Source organism: Oceanobacillus sp. Castelsardo (genome assembly GCF_001659985.1).
Lineage (GTDB): Bacteria > Bacillota > Bacilli > Bacillales > Amphibacillaceae > Oceanobacillus.
This window is the reverse complement of the sequence record NZ_LYCS01000005.1, coordinates 65,915-84,291: the sequence shown is the minus strand read 5'-3', so window position 1 is coordinate 84,291 and position 18,377 is coordinate 65,915. Positions and strand designations below refer to the sequence as shown.

14 protein-coding genes and 1 riboswitch are annotated in these 18,377 nt (G+C 38.3%); of the genes, 8 read left to right on the top strand and 6 right to left on the bottom strand.

Translation table 11 applies throughout. The features are described 5' to 3' along the window. On the bottom strand, positions 1-588 hold the full coding sequence (locus tag A9178_RS10475) for a tetratricopeptide repeat protein (RefSeq protein WP_068675030.1): 588 nt from the start codon (positions 586-588) through the stop codon (positions 1-3). Positions 589-606: 18 nt separating this feature from the next. Then, positions 607-1,758: an SPFH domain-containing protein gene (locus tag A9178_RS10470; protein ID WP_068675028.1), complete on the bottom strand. Its 1,152-nt coding sequence runs from the start codon at positions 1,756-1,758 to the stop codon at positions 607-609. Between the two features lie 337 nt (positions 1,759-2,095). After that, a riboswitch (cobalamin riboswitch) is annotated at positions 2,096-2,292 on the top strand. A gap of 262 nt (positions 2,293-2,554) precedes the next feature. Here A9178_RS10470 and A9178_RS10465 point away from each other — a divergent pair. The 8 genes from A9178_RS10465 (at position 2,555) to A9178_RS10430 (ending at position 13,375) form a co-directional block, all read left to right on the top strand. After that, on the top strand, positions 2,555-2,794 hold the full coding sequence (locus A9178_RS10465; protein WP_068675026.1) for a hypothetical protein: 240 nt from the start codon (positions 2,555-2,557) through the stop codon (positions 2,792-2,794). Then, a complete protein-coding gene (gene mmgD, locus A9178_RS10460; protein WP_068675024.1) occupies positions 2,778-3,881 on the top strand; it encodes a citrate synthase in 1,104 nt (367 codons plus the stop codon). Before A9178_RS10465 ends, mmgD begins: the two co-directional genes overlap by 17 nt. Positions 3,882-3,974: 93 nt before the next feature. Next, entirely contained in the window at positions 3,975-5,411 is a 1,437-nt protein-coding gene (locus A9178_RS10455) for a bifunctional 2-methylcitrate dehydratase/aconitate hydratase (protein ID WP_068675023.1), read from the top strand. An 87-nt stretch (positions 5,412-5,498) separates the two neighbouring features. Beyond that, positions 5,499-6,401, top strand: coding sequence for a methylisocitrate lyase (prpB, locus tag A9178_RS10450; protein ID WP_068675022.1), 903 nt, complete (start codon positions 5,499-5,501; stop codon positions 6,399-6,401). Between the two features lie 505 nt (positions 6,402-6,906). Then, a complete protein-coding gene (gene srtB, locus A9178_RS10445; protein WP_068675021.1) occupies positions 6,907-7,584 on the top strand; it encodes a class B sortase in 678 nt (225 codons plus the stop codon). A 4-nt stretch (positions 7,585-7,588) separates the two neighbouring features. Continuing rightward, positions 7,589-11,017, top strand: a complete 3,429-nt coding sequence (locus tag A9178_RS10440; protein ID WP_068675020.1) for a carboxypeptidase regulatory-like domain-containing protein — start codon at positions 7,589-7,591, stop codon at positions 11,015-11,017. A gap of 130 nt (positions 11,018-11,147) precedes the next feature. Next, positions 11,148-11,777, top strand: a complete 630-nt coding sequence (locus A9178_RS10435) for a hypothetical protein (RefSeq protein ID WP_068675018.1) — start codon at positions 11,148-11,150, stop codon at positions 11,775-11,777. 230 nt (positions 11,778-12,007) lie between these two features. Then, positions 12,008-13,375, top strand: coding sequence for an FAD-dependent oxidoreductase (locus A9178_RS10430; protein ID WP_068675385.1), 1,368 nt, complete (start codon positions 12,008-12,010; stop codon positions 13,373-13,375). A gap of 90 nt (positions 13,376-13,465) precedes the next feature. Here A9178_RS10430 and A9178_RS10425 read toward each other — a convergent pair whose 3' ends face one another. From A9178_RS10425 to A9178_RS10410, 4 genes are all read right to left on the bottom strand, one after another. Then, positions 13,466-15,067: a glutathione ABC transporter substrate-binding protein gene (locus A9178_RS10425; protein ID WP_068675016.1), complete on the bottom strand. Its 1,602-nt coding sequence runs from the start codon at positions 15,065-15,067 to the stop codon at positions 13,466-13,468. A gap of 152 nt (positions 15,068-15,219) precedes the next feature. After that, a complete protein-coding gene (locus tag A9178_RS10420) occupies positions 15,220-16,284 on the bottom strand; it encodes a M42 family metallopeptidase (protein ID WP_068675383.1) in 1,065 nt (354 codons plus the stop codon). A 43-nt stretch (positions 16,285-16,327) separates the two neighbouring features. After that, entirely contained in the window at positions 16,328-17,335 is a 1,008-nt protein-coding gene (locus A9178_RS10415; RefSeq protein ID WP_197482187.1) for an ABC transporter ATP-binding protein, read from the bottom strand. A gap of 7 nt (positions 17,336-17,342) precedes the next feature. Then, the gene (locus A9178_RS10410; RefSeq protein ID WP_068675014.1) at positions 17,343-18,377 is read right to left on the bottom strand and encodes an ABC transporter ATP-binding protein; all 1,035 of its coding nucleotides are present in this window, start codon (positions 18,375-18,377) and stop codon (positions 17,343-17,345) included.

The window sequence follows — 18,377 nt, the reverse complement described above, 5'->3', positions numbered from 1 at the left end:
TTAAAGTGATATTTTTAACAAGTCATCCACTGCTTTTTTATCAGCGTCATTCAATTGATAGTTTTCTGCTTCCTCAAGAAGTTCTTGATAATTAGGACTTGTATTTAACCTTTTCTGATAATAGTAATCATATTTTATTAGTGCGTGAGTATAATAATATTTTCCAGACCCGGGCTGAAGGCTGATGGCAGCATCTAACAATTCTTCAACCTTCCTAATGGTAGTTAGTGGGACTAAGAATGGGCGTTTACCTTTTAATTTGCTAATCGCGTTATAATAGTAGTAATCACTATTCTCTATCATATCCTCTATAGCTTTATCAAAGTATTTACTTGCAAAATCATATAGACCGAGTTTTAAATAACATATCCCGATTGCTCCATTTAGCTCGGGATTATCTGGATCCTCTTTAACGAGTTTTCGATAATTGGCAATGTACTTATCGATACCCTTTTTATCAAATCCATCTAATCCACTAAATGTTTGAATAAGATACTCTGAACCGCAGAATTCACATGTATTACTATTTAATTTCACCCCTGCACCACATTGTGGGCATTCGGCTATTGTTACAGTGGTATTACCCATGATTCATCTCCACTCCAATCAGCATTTATTCCCACATTCTTCACAAAATGCATTCGTTGCCTTATTTTGATGGCCGCAATTACTACATTTTTTAACCCCTTGAGGTTGCCCACAGTGTCCACAAAATTTTGATCCCTCAGGTATTTCATGATCACAAGCATGGCATTTGTTTATAACCTGCAATGATTCGCCACAATTGGTACAAAACATAGAACTAGTAGAATTCAGGGTGTTACATTTGGAGCAGGATTTTGTCGTTTCGGATTTATTTTCTGGGGGAGCTGTATTGATATTTCCCGCCATATTGGAAAAAGCTTGTCCGGCAAATGGTGCTGCTCCTAGCCCCATTCCTAAGCCAATCCCAGCTTCAGCTAATCCTGAGTTTCCTTCGTTTGCTGCTAGCTTATCAAATACATCAAAGGAACGCTGACGATAATAATCTTCGCCTAATACATTTAGCTCCGATTTCCGTGCTAATGCATCTTTTAATTTTTCGATATCATCATTTGGAAAGTTGATAGATTCTACAAAGAAATTAACAATTCCCACTCCGAATCGATTGAACTCTTCATTTATTGCATTTTGACAGACTTCTGATAATTCACCAAGATAGGTTGTAATATCCAATAGCGATATATTTTTATGTAAAATATAGGAAGCTACAATTTCTTTAATTTTCGCATTAATTAAGCCATTAAAATAGGAACGAATAACTTGATATTCAGAAACATTTCCACCATTCACTGCTCCAATAATCTTCGTAATAAATAGTCTGGAATCCGTGATTGTTACCCCATACTGTCCGAATGCTCGTACCCCGAGAATGATTTGATACAAAGGATCTTTCACTTGAAAAGGAACCGATGTGCCCCATTTCATATCAAGCCTAGAGGTCATATTTATGTAATATATCTCAGCACTGAAAGGTGTTTTACCACCAAATGGAAGATTTACAAGCTTATGAAGGATAGGGATATTCCCACTAGATAACGTATGTGTTCCTGGACCAAATAAGTCTAATGCCTGTCCGCCTTTAAAAAATAAGGCCTCTTGACTTTGATTAACAATCAGCTGTGAGCCTAAAACAAATTGTTCAGAAGGATATTTATGTACTAACCAGGACTTACCATTGGATTCGCCATCATACTTGATTCTATCTAACATTGCCATCTACAAATACTCCTTTCTTTTAGGAATAAAGTTACAAACACTACTCCCATTATATTCGTAAGGACATATATCGTAATTCAAAATATTTGATTATTAGGAAGAATGTCCTACTAAATTATACCTGTGTTTGAAAAAAATGTCGATATAAATTTTTTTGAATCTGGGGAGCCGGAGGGACAGTCCTGCGTCCCAAAATGATTCATAGCTCCTTGCTGAAATGAAGCGCCCCTGTTTTAAAAAGGAAGACCGGGGCAAAAGATCTATCCTCGGATGCTGAATATACGAAATTTAAATAATTATTGTAATATTAAAATGCAAATGATATACTTGGACTAATTAAATAGGTTAAGGAATAGGTGCAATAAAGATGTTTTTTATTGCTTAAAAGGGAAATCGGTTAAATTCCGATGCTGTCCCGCAACTGTATATGGGAGCGATTCGATTACATACCACTGTTTTCATTTGTATGAAAATGGGAAGGTTCGAAAAGCGATGACCATGAGCCAGGAGACCTGCCTATTCTAGCAACATCCAAACCTACGAGGATAGGAGGTGTTAGATGCGACTATGTGGACATGATAGCAACTATTGTCATGCTTCATCTTTTTCGGTTTTTTTATGTGTTAATGCATGCTAACAACTTCTATAAGGGAGTTGTTTTTTTGTTTTCTAAGGGAGCCGGAGGGACAGGTCCTGTGTCCCGAGAAGATACATGGCGTCTTTAGAATGTGACGTTCTTGTTTAAGGAATACTGGGACAAGGGACCTGTCCCCGAGTCCCGCTGGAGGAAAACCTAATGTATGGGACAGTTAGTTATTTTATTAAAAGGTTAAAAGAATCCATAATGAATAATTTAGTAGTTAATCAAGCATCTACATTGCAAGTGTGTTATTCACAAATAAAAGAAGAAATTCATGCTTGTGCAGGTAATGAAGAGAAAGAGGAATCCTATTTACTTAACTTTGAAAAGGCTTTCCGTTATGTGCGAAATGAATTATTAGGTCATGAGGAGGAATTTGATGAATACGAAAATTGAATTTGTTCCAGGTCTTGAAGGGGTTATTGCAGCAGAAACAGCGATTTCTTTGCTTGATACAGAACGAGAAAAAATCATTTTAAGAGGTTATGACCTTATTGAATTGTCGCAGCGGTATGATTATTTGGATGTGGTGCATCTGTTATTAGAGGATAAGTTGCCTGATTCAGATGAGAAAAACCAATTGGAAGAAAAGCTGAAGAAAGAATACCATGTTCCTACTTTTGTAAACGATGTATTTTCTTTGTTACCTAAGCAGATACACCCGATGGACGGTTTAAGAACCGGCTTATCTATTTTAGCAGGGATTGATAAGCGTATCGATGACCGTTCCATAGAAGTGAATAAAAATCGCGCCTACGAACTGTTAGCAAAGCTTCCGACGATTACAGTGAACAGCTACAGAATTCTTAGTAACGATGAGCCACTTTACCCGCGTAAAGACCTATCGTATGGTACTAATTTTTTATACATGATAACGGGAGAAGTGCCGTCAGAACAAGAGGCGAAGATTTTTGATCGCTCCTTACTATTATATAGTGAGCACGAAATGCCTAATTCAACGTTTACAGCGCGAGTCATTGCTTCCACACAATCAGACTTATACGGCTCCTTAACCGGTGCGGTTGCATCGCTGAAAGGGAATTTGCACGGAGGAGCGAATGAGGCTGTGATGCATATGTTGCTTGAAGCGAAAACGGTCGCTGGATTTGAAAAAATGTTAATGGATAAGCTGGAACAGAAGGAAAAGATTATGGGGTTTGGACATCGTGTTTACATGAAGAAAATGGATCCGCGGGCATTGATTATGAAGGAATCTTTAAAGCAACTGTGTGAGAAAAAAGGAGATTTTTTATTGCTGGAAATGTGTGAAGCAGGAGAAAAGGTAATGAAGGAGGAAAAAGGGTTATATCCTAATCTTGATTATTATGCTGCTCCTGTATATTGGATGCTTGGGATTCCAATTGCGTTATATACACCAATCTTCTTTAGCGCACGGACGGTTGGATTATGTGCCCATGTGATTGAGCAACATCAAAACAACCGACTATTTAGGCCACGTGTTCATTATATTGGCGAGCGGTAATTACATCAACTGGGGAGTTGTGACCGCCCACCGATAAGTGACAAGCACTCATACTTAATCATATAGAAAATCTAATAGGAAAGGAAGAGGTTTTTGCTAAAAGTAAACGAACATACTCAAACCGATCAATTACTAGAGGAAATTACAGACTATGTTTTAAACAAAGACATTACTAGTACAGAAGCTTATACTACGGCACGTTATGTTTTGTTGGATACATTAGGATGCGGCATTCTTGCACTGGATTACCCAGAATGCACGAAATTACTTGGACCTGTTGTACCTGGCACAGTTGTACCAAATGGGACCCGTGTGCCTGGAACATCCCATGTTCTTGACCCGGTGCGGGGGGCATTTAATATCGGAACGATGATTCGCTGGCTTGACTATAATGACACATGGTTGGCGGCGGAATGGGGACATCCTTCCGATAATTTGGGGGGGATATTGGCGGTTGCGGATTATATTAGCCAGCTTCGTGTTGCTAAAGGGCAGCCTCCTCTTCTCATAGATGATGTATTGGAAATGATGATTAAAGCACATGAAATCCAAGGTGTGCTTGCATTGGAAAATAGTTTAAATCGCGTTGGGCTAGACCATGTATTATTTGTGAAAATCGCAACTACTGCTGTTGTTACGAAAATGTTAGGTGGTGGCAGGGAGGAAATTAATAACGCCTTGTCCAATGCCTGGATTGATAATTCAAGTTTACGAACGTATCGACACGCTCCTAATACAGGTTCACGTAAATCATGGGCTGCAGGGGATGCTACTAGTAGAGCGGTATTTTTATCCTTGTTAGCTGTAAAGGGAGAAATGGGCTACCAATCAGCCTTAACGGCACCAGGTTGGGGATTCCAAGATGTTTTATTTAACAAACAAACCTTAACGCTTGCTCGTCCATTAGATTCCTATGTGATGGAAAATGTACTATTCAAAGTTTCCTATCCTGCTGAATTCCATGCCCAAACGGCAGCGGAAGCAGCTGTCGAATTACATGCAAAGGTAAAAGATCGTCTAAACGAGATTGATAGAATCGAAATTACGACCCATGAGTCTGCAATTCGTATTATTGATAAAAAAGGTCCTTTAAACAATCCTGCAGACCGTGATCATTGCTTGCAATATATTACGGCAATCGGTCTCTTAAAAGGAAATATTGCTGCAGAAGATTACGAGGATGAAGCTGCAGCTAATCCGGTAATTGATCGTTTACGAGATAAGATGAAGGTTACGGAAAATAAAGCATATACCAAAGATTATCTTGATCCGAATAAGCGCTCAATCGCTAACGCGGTTCAAGTTCATTTTAAAGATGGGACATCAACAGAAAAAGTGGAATGCGAATATCCATTAGGTCATCGTTTTAGAAGAGAAGAAGCATTTCCGAAAATTATTGCGAAATTTTCTGCTAATCTATCGACACATTATACCGAAAAACAACGAAAGAAAATAGAAGAAGTGTGTTTGAATCATGATAAAATCCGTTCGATGCATGTGGATGAATTCATGGAACTGTTTAGCAAATAGGAAGTATTTCTGTATATAGGTGAAACTTAGGCATTCTCCAGAATTGGGTGAATGCCAAGTTTTCTAATCAAAAGGAGGGCCTTACTCATGGCTTGGATAGTTGATCAACCGTCATCTCAAGTAGAATTAGCAAATCAATTCAAAAAATTAATCAATAAGGAATCTATTTTACAAATCCCTGGGGCGCATGATGCCATGGCGGCGCTTGTGGCAAAAAATGCAGGATTTTCCGCCTTATATTTGTCGGGGGCTGCTTATACAGCGAGTAGGGGGCTCCCTGATTTGGGAATTATTACGTCAACAGAAATAGCTGAAAGGGCCCGGGACCTCGTTCGCGCCACGAATTTACCTGTACTTGTTGATATTGATACAGGGTTTGGCGGTGTCTTGAACGCTGCTCGTACGGCAAGAGAAATGGTAGAAGCGAATGTCGCTGCTGTTCAAATAGAAGATCAACAACTCCCTAAAAAATGCGGACACTTGAACGGAAAACAACTCGTTTCCACAGAAGAAATGGTACAAAAAATCAGAGCGATGAAAGAAGTTGCACCATCACTCGTTGTTATTGCACGGACAGATGCGCGGGCGGTTGAAGGTTTAGATGCCGTAATGGAAAGGTCACAGGCTTATATTAAAGCAGGAGCGGATGGAATTTTTCCAGAGGCGTTACAGTCGGATGAAGAATTTCGCTTGGTTGCTAGAAACATAGATGTCCCACTTTTAGCAAATATGACGGAGTTTGGCAAGACACCATATATCACGGCAGAAGAGTTTGAAAGTATGGGCTATAGCATGGTAATCTATCCAGTTACTTCATTAAGAGTGGCGGCCAAAGCTTATGAGCGGATTTTTACATTAATTAAAGAACAAGGCACTCAGAAGCAGGGCATTTCTGATATGCAAACAAGAAAAGAATTGTATGAAACGATATCTCTCTATGACTTCGAGGAACTGGATGAAGCGATAGCAAAGACACTATTGCCAGATTGAGCAAAGGGCACAGGTCTGATCTGTCCCTATTCCTCTCTTGATTATTCATACAAAAGTGATACGGTAATAAAGAAATACTTTATTACATAAAGGCGCCAAAGCGTTTAGGTGTGAAAGTGTTCTTTTATCCATAATTGACTATATGATTGCTAATGATGAATGTTTTTTTGATGGGTATGTGTCTACTATCCAGTGTTAACTATTTTACCTACGCGGCATTACTAAAACTCCACCTGAATCAGTCTTGGTAAAACATTAACATATACAAACAATGGATAACACATATGAAAGGGGTAGTTGACCAGTGATGGTTAACTACCCCTATTTAGTATGGGAAAAAAGAGTCAGAGTGACAGGTTCCTTGCCCAAATATCCTATTGAAAATTATCGAAATATTGGTTACAATGTCGAAGGAGCTGCTATTGGAAACATATTCCATAGGATTCAAGTTTAGTCATTTAGTTACAGTGGGAGGTGAGCAATAATAAAGGAAGTTTTGTTACGTTTGATTCTTATTTTTAGCATCATCGGTATCATATATTCTATTTACTCTATTATTACATACATAAACGAGTATCGTATTTCGGAAAAGAAATACGATGAGCTAAAGGTTCTTTATGATCAGAACGAAGCGAATCAAGTTCAGGAATTAAAGCGGTTAAATGAGGATTATGTAGGTTGGGTTACAGTAGATGGGTCAGAAATTAACTATCCTGTTGTTCATGGGGAAGATAATGATTTTTACTTAACACATAACTTCTATAAAGAAGAGGACAAGGTTGGAGCCATCTTCATGGATTATCGAAATCCGGATGATAGTCTGGAACCTCATACAATTATATATGGCCACAATATGAAGGACAACAGTATGTTTGGTAGTTTATCGAATGTTTTAGAATCAGAGTTTTCAAAAGATAATCCTATTAAACTAGATTTTCAGAATCAAACCTATGAATGGGAAATCTTTTCCGCTTACGTGACACGGGAGACGGATTGGATGCAAATAGATTTTGAGTCTACTGATCGTTATTTCTCGTTTATTCGTGATTTGAAAAATAAGTCAAACGTAGACTTTTCTAAAGAATTGAAGAAAGACGATAAAATCTTAACTTTAGCGACTTGTACAAGCCGTGTTTCTGATGAAAGAGTGGTCGTACATGCTAGATTAATAAAGGGGGAGTAAGAAAATGAATCCGAGAAGGTTATTTATGATCGTTGCCATATTTCTAGTTGCATTTTTTGGTGTAGCAGGTGGAGCTAGTGCAGCAGATGATAATATACTAGACATTGACTTTTCAACGGATAAAACAAGCTATGAATCTACGGATGAAATTACCTCAACGATTAAGATTACTAATCTATCCAATCGTTTCTATACGGAGAATATGGACATCCGAACAAGTTTGCCGGATGAATTTGAAATTATCGATGAGGATATAAAGGTTGAGGATGGAAAAATTATTTGGGATGTTGATCGCTTAGAACGTGGCGATTCCACCGAATTAACATTTACAACCAAATTAAAAGAAACAACGGAGACAGAAGAAAGCAGTAGCCCCGTAGTATCTGAAAAAACAGATAAAAATGATGGGAAAAAGAACGATGAAGCAAATAGCACAAAGGTAGATAGTGAAAAAGTAGATAGCTCCAAGGATGAATTGTCCGCACCTCAAACTGGTGATGAATCATCCATTATCAAGTATGTCGTTATCTTAATTGCTTCGATTGTAGCAGGGATATTTGCGTTTATTCTTATTCGTAAAAAGAAATTGCCTAAATATATTTCGTTTATTCTAGCAATCTTAATGTTTACTCCAGCATTATCGGTAGCCCATGCGGAGGAAAGTAACCCAAATGTAGAAAACATCAAAGAGACGCATGAACTAACCATTGGGGAACAAACGTATGAATTCGAAACATCCGTTACAGCGGAAATCCATGATGGACAAGTAGACATACCTGTTACAGGGACGATTTATCATTCAAATGGTGATCTAATTGCAAACAAAGAAATTACATTTGCTGCAACCGTTGATGGTGAATTAGTTGAGGAAGTTGTAAAAACGGACGAGGAAGGTTATTTTATTGCTCGTTTAGTGGAGAATGTTACCTATGAAGCGAAGACGGATGGTTTAGAAACTCAGATTAAAGCAGTTGATTTGAATGAAATAGAAGTTTCGAATCAAGAAGGTAAAATAGAACTTGGAAAAACGCTAGTAAATGGGGATAATCGTTCTTCTCTACAACCAAGTGCTATCTACCTACCAGATGAAATCACTTCTAAAATTACAGCAATTTCTTCCGATTTATCCCATGCTACTATCCGTGGTCAAGTGGATTTAAAAGCAAATGATTTTATTGTTGTTCCAGAGTGGGAAGGTTTTCCGGCTGGTATTGCTTTTCAAGTAACATCGGTTAAAGTAGACAATGGCAAAGTTACGCTGAATCTCGTTCAACCTGAAATTGAAGATATTTTCACAGAGATTATTGGGGATTTAGAAGCGGATATGACACCGGAGCGTTTCATTCCAGCTGAAGGTGTAAGCATTATGGATGACCCAACGGCTAGTTTGAATTACTATAGTCCACGTTTTGTATCCACTGCTCAGCCAGATTTATCTTTAGGTGGAAAAGTTACTTTGAATTTAAATAATCTTTACAAGGAAGATAATTTTTCACTAAATGGTTCCATTGATTTAAGTGGGAAAGTAACTGGGGATGTCAAATGGCGCTTAGGTCTTAATCCTGTAAAAGCATTTGATTTTAACTTTCAAGGAGAACAACGAATCAATGCAGAGGCAGCAATAAGTAAAACAAAGAAATTCAAAGACGTTCCTTTAGGTAAGTTTATTGTCCCAACACAAATACCAGGTGTTGCGGTAAATGTTCCATTTGATTTAGTTACATCTATCAATGGAAAGGTAAGTGTGAAAATTTCTACGGGAATGCGCCAAAACATTGGGTTAGCTTATGAAAATGGTTCCGGTATGAGAACATACCCGGAAGAAATTTTCGAACCATTTTTTAATACTTCGGATGTGAATGGATCAGGTAGTATCACTTCAGGTGTAAGAATGTCCGTACTTGCCCAAGTAGTGGGGCTCGACCTTTTTGGAGCGGCTGCTACTGGTAGTGTTACTGGAAGTGCTTCAACCTCTATTATAGGGGGGAATGGACCATTCCAATGTGCAACTATTGCTGGAACCTTTGATGGGAAATTGAATCTGAGATCCCCGTTATTTAAATGGGAGTCTGATGGAAGCATAAACTTCTCGAAAGCATTTGCAAGTAAGAAAATTGGAGATTGTGTAAGCTCTATTGAAATCAATCCATCTGAGTTGGAAATGGCTCCAGGGGAAACCAAATCAGTTAATGTAACTGCAAGAACGAATACCGAACAAACACCAATTAATAATGATGATAAATTGTCATTTGAAATTTCAGATGAAAATAGTATAAGTGTTCAAAAGAGTGCGAACCGAGTGGATGTGACTGCATCTGAATCTGCTCAAGATGGAGAAATGATTGAAGTAAAAGGTATCTATGATGAATCAGATATAACCGATACGTTAACGATTAAAATTGTCGATCATCGAGAAAAAGGGGAACTTGTTGGACAAGTAGTAGATGCTGTCGAAGGAAATCCAATCCATGGGGCAAGTATTCATGTTTATCATGATGATCGTTTAGTATCAACCGTAGAAACAGCGGAAAATGGAACATATAAATCCAAACTTTCACCGGGAACGTATCAAATCGAAGTTTCCCATGAAGGTTACATTACGGATAAATCACAAGTAGAAATTACTTCAGCAGATTCCACAACGTATGACTCTCAACTACAATTAGTTGGAAATGAATATGGTGGTAATGGAACTGTATCTGGACAAATAACGAATGCGGTTAATGGAAATGGGATATCAGAAGCGACTATTGACATTCGAAAAGGTAAAAACCAAACATCAGGCGAAATTATCAAATCATTGACAACGGATGAAAATGGCTATTATGAAGTTGAGTTACCTGGTGGAAACTATACTATTTCCTTAAGTGCAAATGGCTATATTCCATCACAAGCGAATATTTTAGCAATCGGCGGCGAAGTAAAAGAGGACCAAAATGGAACACTATCTCCTGATGGTTTGATTGATGAGAACTTACGAATCGTGCTAACATGGGGAGAAAATCCTCGCGATTTAGATTCCCATCTAACAGGTCCGAAAGCTGACGGTGGACGTTTCCATATTTATTTTGCTAATAAAGTATATAATGATGACGTGAACGATGTGAATTTGGATCGTGACGATGTTACATCTTATGGTCCGGAAACCGTAACGGTTATTAATAAAATGCAAATGGGAACCTATACGTACTCCATTCATAACTATACAGGACGTTACTTCAGTGAAGATAATCAACTAGATTTATCCAATTCAGGAGCTAAGGTTCAAGTTTACAGAGATGATACACTTCTACAAACATTTAACGTACCAGTAAACCAGTCTGGTAATTCCTGGCGTGTATTTGAAATTGTAGATGGTCAAATCATTCCAGTAAACCAAATTGAAACAATTGATAGTTGGAGCTCAGCAGACTCCTTTGCACCTATTAACTAATTGATTCATTTATAAAAGGAGTGTTTCGTTATCGAAACACTCCTTTACCTTTTAGGAAAGATATACATCATGAGATAATAGAATCATAGAAGAAGAACTTTCAGAACGAGAAGAAGGAGGATGGTTCAAAATGAAGAAGTTACTCATCATACTATTTTCCATTTTTATTGTCTATTTTTCAACGGAATGGGTTATACGAGGAATCCATTATGTTGTATTTAAATCAGCTACCTACATATCTTTTGTAAGTCCAATCGTACATTGGACGAAATATTTTGCTGTTGCCTTCCTACTTGCCTTATTATTTAAAAAATATGTTACGCTAGCGCCAGCTGGTCAAAAAATTATACCTATCGTACTTGTTCTTACTTTTGCCATGTTTTTTGTATCTTCCTTATGGTTTAATGCCGTAAATGAAGAAAAACTCGTCAAGCATCGTGTTTTCCTGCACCATGTTAAAACATGGGAAGAAGTAGACTATGTTTCAACTGAAATTCATCATGAGGAAAAAGTAGTAGTAGAAAGAACAAATAACTTAGGACCGTTAAAGGTGATACCAAAGTATAATATCCACTTTGAGGATGGTTCCGTTATGAACGTCTGGAATGATTTGTCATCCATCTATCAATTACATCAATTTGTATTAGATAATCATATAGAAGTTAAGTATTTAACGGAAGCCAAACATTTTGATCAAAACTTTGCCTATTATTTTAAAGATTCCTTAGATCAAGCACATTCTGTTTTTGGAGTGGAATAGGGCCGTGGAGTGAGGTATTTTCCCTTGTTCTATTGACTTTTAGCTTGATGACGTGGGATGCGGAACTGCCTCTGTGTCCCACTGATTTTGTGACATATATGTGAAAATAATCACAAGTTGTTGACGGTCCGGAATGAGGATGTTATATTCATATTATAATTTTTTTAGATGAATTGCCTATATTAATGTGAAGTTATGAGCAATAATGTATTATTGGAGGATGGTTAATGATGAAAGTAGCAGTTATAGGATGTACACACGCAGGGACCGCTGCGATTAATAATATATTGAATCTTTATCCAGAAGCACAAATTGATGTGTTTGAAAAAAATGACAATGTTTCATTCTTGTCTTGTGGAATTGCCCTTTATGTTGGCGGAGTAGTGAACGATCCGAATGGTCTATTTTACGCTTCAGTGGAACAATTCGAAAAACAGGGTGTACGTATGCACATGAATCATGAAGTAACATCATGTGATATAAATAACAAACAAATACAAGCAAGAGATATGAAAACAAATGAAACAAAAAATTATAATTTTGATAAGTTAATTATTACTTCTGGTTCTTGGCCTGTCACACCACCAATTCCAGGTTCCGATTTAGAAAACGTCTTGTTATGTAAAAACTTCGCGCACGCTAATGAAATTATCAAACGCTCTGAATCAGTAGAAAATGTTGTCGTTGTTGGAGCGGGATATATTGGTGTTGAGCTAGTTGAAGCATTTGAGCAAAATGGTAAAAACGTAACATTAATTGATAGTGAGGAAAGAATTTTAAACCGGTATTTAGATGATACTTTTACAGGACCTGTTGAAACAACCTTTGAACAACGTGGCATTGAATTAGCACTTGGACAGACGGTTTCAAAATTTGAAGGAACGAACACTGTGAATAAAGTAATTACCGATAAAGGGGAATACGAAGCAGATTTAGTTGTTATGTGTATCGGATTTAAACCTAATACAGAATTATTTAAAGGTCAAATCGATATGCTAGGAAATGGTGCCATTATCGTTGATGAGTATATGCAAACAAGTGTAACTGACGTGTATGCTGCGGGTGATTGCTGTGCTGTAAATTATAATGCAACAAAACAACCGGCCTATATCCCATTAGCAACCAATGCGGTGAGAATGGGGACGCTTGTCGCTCATAATCTTGATAAACCTGTATTAGCACATCCTGGAACACAAGGTACTTCTGGTTTAAAAATATATAATCATAACATCGCATCAACAGGTTTAACCGAAAGTGCTGCAACATTAGCAGGATTATCTGTCGATAGTGCGTATATAGAGGATAACTATCGTCCGGAATTCATGCCGGAAAATGCATTAATTCAATTAAAACTAGTCTATGAAATAGATACACATCGTATTGTAGGTGCTCAAGTAATATCTGATGCTGACTTTACTCAAGCAATTAATACAATAAGCGTTAGTATTGCAAACAACATGACCATTGAACAATTAGCGTTAACTGATTTCTTTTTCCAACCACATTTCAACAAACCAGTAAACTATTTGAATCAAGTTGCATTAGAAGCTATGGCTAAGGTAAATAAAAAAGTTGATAAGGAAACTGTGTCTGCTTAAATCATGGGACGAGGGACCTGTCCCTCTGGTTCATGTCCCTCTGGTTCAAAAAATGAAGCACAAGAATTATCTTGTGCTTCATCTAATGTCTTAATCTTCAATATAAACTTCTTTTAATTGAAGTAACTGTGTTGGTAGTTGTGTAAGGTTTTTAACTTCGTCGCGTACACCTATTAGGTATTCTTGGTGTAGAAGGTATACGAACGGTGCAAGTTCAACTAGTCTTTCTTGTGCTTTACTGTATAATTCTTGTCGTTCTGCTTGGTCGGATGTTTCTCTTGCTCCATCTAGATATTGATCTAACTCCTTATCCACTGTAAATGTACGGTTACCTGGAGCTCCGACGTTATCAGAGTGGAATAATGGGTATAGTCCATTATCTGCATCACCTGTTACAGTTGTCCATCCGAAGACCATCATTTCGTGTTCTCCGTTTGCAGTTTTATCTAACATAGCTCCCCATTCTAGGATTTCTACGTCTAGGTCAATTCCGATTTCAGCAAGTTGTGCTTGAACATTAGTTGCTGTGTCGACACGTTGGCGATCATCATTTGTCCAAATGGTTGCGGAGAAGCCATCTTCATAACCAGCTTCAGCTAATAATTTTTTCGCTTCTTCCACATTGTATTCTAAGCCGTTAAGGTCTTTATCATAACCGAAAATTCCTGGTGCTAATGGTCCTTGTGCTGGAATTCCTACTCCATCGTAAATCCCGTTGATTATTTGTTCCTTATCAATAGCCATGGAGATTGCTTTTCGCACACGGACATCATCAAATGGTTTTTTGTCCATGTTAAATCCGATATAGCCGATGGATGAGCTTTCTTGTTTTTGAACATGAATACCATCCGTACCTTCCACTTGTGCCACGTCAGATGGGCTAAGTGGAGTAGAAATATGAGCATTACCAGTTGTTAATTCTGAAATACGAGTAAGATCTTCTGGTACGACCTTGAATGTTACAGAGTCAAGTAATGCAGGCTCACCCCAGTAATTTTCGTTATTTACTAATGTTATGGATTGTCCATGTTTGCGTTCTTCAAATTTGAAAGGGCCTGTACCATTTGGCTTGGCGTTGATGACGGTTCCAGGTTGTTCTCCTTCTTCCATTGCTGCATAATCTTCTTTAATGAGTTCTTTTGACATCATTTGTCCACCCGGATGTGCCAAGTGTGCTGGTAGTGGTGCAAACGGAAACTCGGTAATAATTCGTACCGTATAATCGTCAACGACTTGAACTTCTTTAATCGCATTATACATAAATAATACAGCGGAGCCGACTTCTGGGTCAAGAATACGATCGAGATTCGCTTTTACTACTTCAGCATTGAAATCTGATCCATCATGAAAAGTGACACCTTGACGTAGTTTGAATTCCCATGTAGTATCATCAATTTGTTCCCAGCTTTCAGCAAGACCAGGTTGGTTTTCCATATTTTCATCTTGCGTTACTAAATTCTCATAAATATTGATTCGTACATCAGCAGATGGTGTATCGTTTGTTAAATGCGGATCTAATGACACAGCGTCTGCATGGGTAGCAATCACTAAATCGCCACCTTCATTTCTTCCTTCGCTAGTTGTTTCACCCTCATTTTCAGATGTAGAATTTTCATTCGGTTCGCTAGCACATGCTGCAAGGAACAAGGTAAGTAAAAGTGCAAAAACTGTTAGTAACGATGTTTTTTTCATTCTATGTCTCTCCTTAAGTAGTATTTTATAAAATATAGTTTTAGGCTCCATTATGCTAATTCAGCATAGGCCACGTCCGGCTTCAGCGCACAGGGACTATCGGACTTCCCTCACCTCCGTAAGTCCCTAACTGGTCGCTTGCGCCTGTGTTCTTAAAAAGCAAAACTCGAATGTTCATTCAAGTTAAACACAAATGCGGTGACTAAATCTCTTGTTGCCTTAAGATCGGCGACACTTATTAGTTCAATCGGGCTATGGGTATAACGAGATGGAATCGATAAAACTCCAGTCGGTATCCCTTTGTTAGCTAGGGCAATAGCGCCTCCGTCGGTACCAATTCCTGGGAAAACTTCTAATTGATAAGGAATATTTTTTTCCTCAGCAAGATTTTTCAATGTTTCTTTAATTGTCTTTTGAACAATGAGACTAAAATCCATTACTTTAATTCCTGTACCAGCGCCGATAGAAAGGGTTTGATCCATTGTTTCCTCTGGTGTATCACTTGTTGCAGTGGTATCGACTGTAATGGCAATATCAACACTCTCCAAGGATTGAATTGCTGTTTGTGCACCTCGTAAACCTACTTCTTCTTGAACAGTAAAAAGAAAGATTACTTCACCGGCAAAATCTTTATCGAGGAGGTTTTCCAAAACAGATAATAGAACGGCACATCCTGCACGGTCATCCAGTGCTTTTCCGACAATCACCGGTTGGTCTTCTTTTCCAATAACTTTCGTCTCCGTTGCCCAAGTAACTGGAGTGCCAATCTCAATCCCCATATCTATTGCTTCTTGTTTGGACGATGCGCCAATATCGATATATAAATTGGCATGAGCACGAACTTTATTCGGGTTGTCAAATTTTAGAAAATGAGTAGATAGTGTGCCAATGACTCCGTCTAGTTCTTGTTTCGAACCGAGTACTTTGACAGGTTGTGCTAGAAGATTTCGGTCATCATGGCCACCCAATTTCTCAAAACGTAGCAATCCATTTTTTTCAATCTTTTTCACAATGAATCCTATTTCATCCATATGGGCATTCAGTACAGTAACAGGTCCCGGCTTGGTACCTGTTTTTCTTGCAATGACATTTCCCATCGTATCGATTTTCACGGAATCGACTTTTTCCTTTACATAGTTATGAATAAAATAACTTACATTATGTTCATACCCAGATGGTCCATGTAACTCACTTAGCTGTTTGACAAGGTTGTCTATCAATATTATTTCCCCCTAATTTCTTTAGATTTAAAGATTCTTTTTATGATGAAACTACTGGCTGTAAACTACCTGACTCAATCGCTTCCGCATGATGACATGCTACTTGATGATCTGAAGTAGTATCTGATGAGCTTCGAAGCTCTGGAACTTCGGTTCGACATAATTCGGTAGCAAATGGGCAGCGTGTATGGAATCTGCATCCTTTTGGTGGGTCGATTGGGGAAGGAACATCTCCTTTAAGGAGAATTCGTTCTTTCTTATTATCGACGTCCGTACTAGGAATGGCAGATAAAAGCGCCTTTGTATATGGATGCTTCGGATTTTCGAAAAGGGATTTTTTATCCGCAATTTCGACAATTTTCCCTAAATACATGACGATGATTCGATCCGAGATATGACGTACAACTCCAAGGTCATGGGAAATAAATAAATACGTTAAATTTAATTCACGCTGTAATTTTTTTAATAGATTTAAAACTTGTGCTTGAATGGATACATCCAATGCAGATACAGCTTCATCTGCTATAATTAGCTTCGGGTTTACCGATAGGGCACGGGCGATCCCAATCCGCTGTCTTTGCCCCCCGCTAAATTCATGAGGGAAGCGGTCTGCTTGATGGGCACCGAGCCCAACCGTTTCGAGCAATTCGATTACTTTCTCATCTCTTTTTTCTTTCGGCCATACGTTTTGAATTTCCATTGCTTCGGTTAAAATTTGTCGAACCGTGTGTCGTGGATTTATCGAAGCGTATGGATCCTGGAAAATGATTTGCAGATGTTTTCGCATCCTATTCATTTCTTTTTTATTAAGAGATAACAGGTCGGCACCGTCAAATTCGACATTGCCTGAAGTTGGTTCATCCAGACGTAAAATAGCTCGACCAGTTGTAGACTTACCACAACCGGATTCTCCAACAATGCTTACTGTTTCCCCTTCATAAACAGTGAAAGAAACATCATCCACCGCTTTTACATAATTAACGGTTCTACCAAGGATTCCACCTTTAATAGGAAAATATTGTTTTAGATTTTTGACGTTTAATAACATTTTCTGCTCATCCACCAATATTCACCTCCGCTTCTTTCATCTTCGGTTGATCCCATTCATCGCTGTACATCCAGCAGCGGATTTGATTGCCGTTTTCATCAGTTCGTAATTCTGGCATTTTCTCTTTACAAATTTCACTGGCAAACGGACAGCGGGGAGCGAATCGGCAGCCTGTTGGCATTTCCGCTGGGCTTGGAACAGAACCTTTAATCACCTCTAAATCTCCATCGATATCGTGGTCATGGGGAGGAATGGAATTTAATAATCCAATCGTGTAAGGGTGTTTTGGCTCTTTAAATAGAGTTTTTACATTCGCATATTCCACCACTTGGCCACCATACATGACAGCTACATCATCACATGTTTCCGCAACAACCCCTAAGTCATGGGTGATCATGAGAACGCTCATCCCTAATTGCTTTTGCAGGTTTTTGATTAATTCTAATATTTGTGCCTGAATCGTTACATCCAGCGCAGTTGTTGGTTCATCGGCGATAAGAAGGGTTGGATTACAAGCAAGCGCAATGGCAATCATCACCCGTTGTCTCATTCCACCGGACAGTTCAAATGGATACTGTTTGACCCGTTTTTTCGGGGAAGGGATACCGACTAACTCTAGCATTTCAACCGAACGTTTGAGGGCTTCCCTTTTATTTAACCCTTGGTGAATACGGAATGATTCACTAATTTGCTCCCCAATCGTTAAGGTAGGATTTAAAGATGTCATCGGTTCCTGGAAAATCATCGAAATTTCGTTTCCACGAATGTTTTGCATTTCCTTTTCCGTTTTATCGAGCAAATTCTCCCCTTTAAAAAGAATTTCCCCACCAATGGTTTTTCCGGGAGATTCAATTAATTTCATGATCGACAGGGAGGTGATACTTTTTCCTGAACCAGATTCGCCAACGACGCCAAGTGTTTTTTGCTTCTCAATCTTGAAACTAACACCATCCACCGCTTTTACTTCCATTTCTTTTGTAAAAAAGGATGTACGCAAATCGTTTATTTGTAATATATATTCTAAAGAATTAGGTTTTCCCAT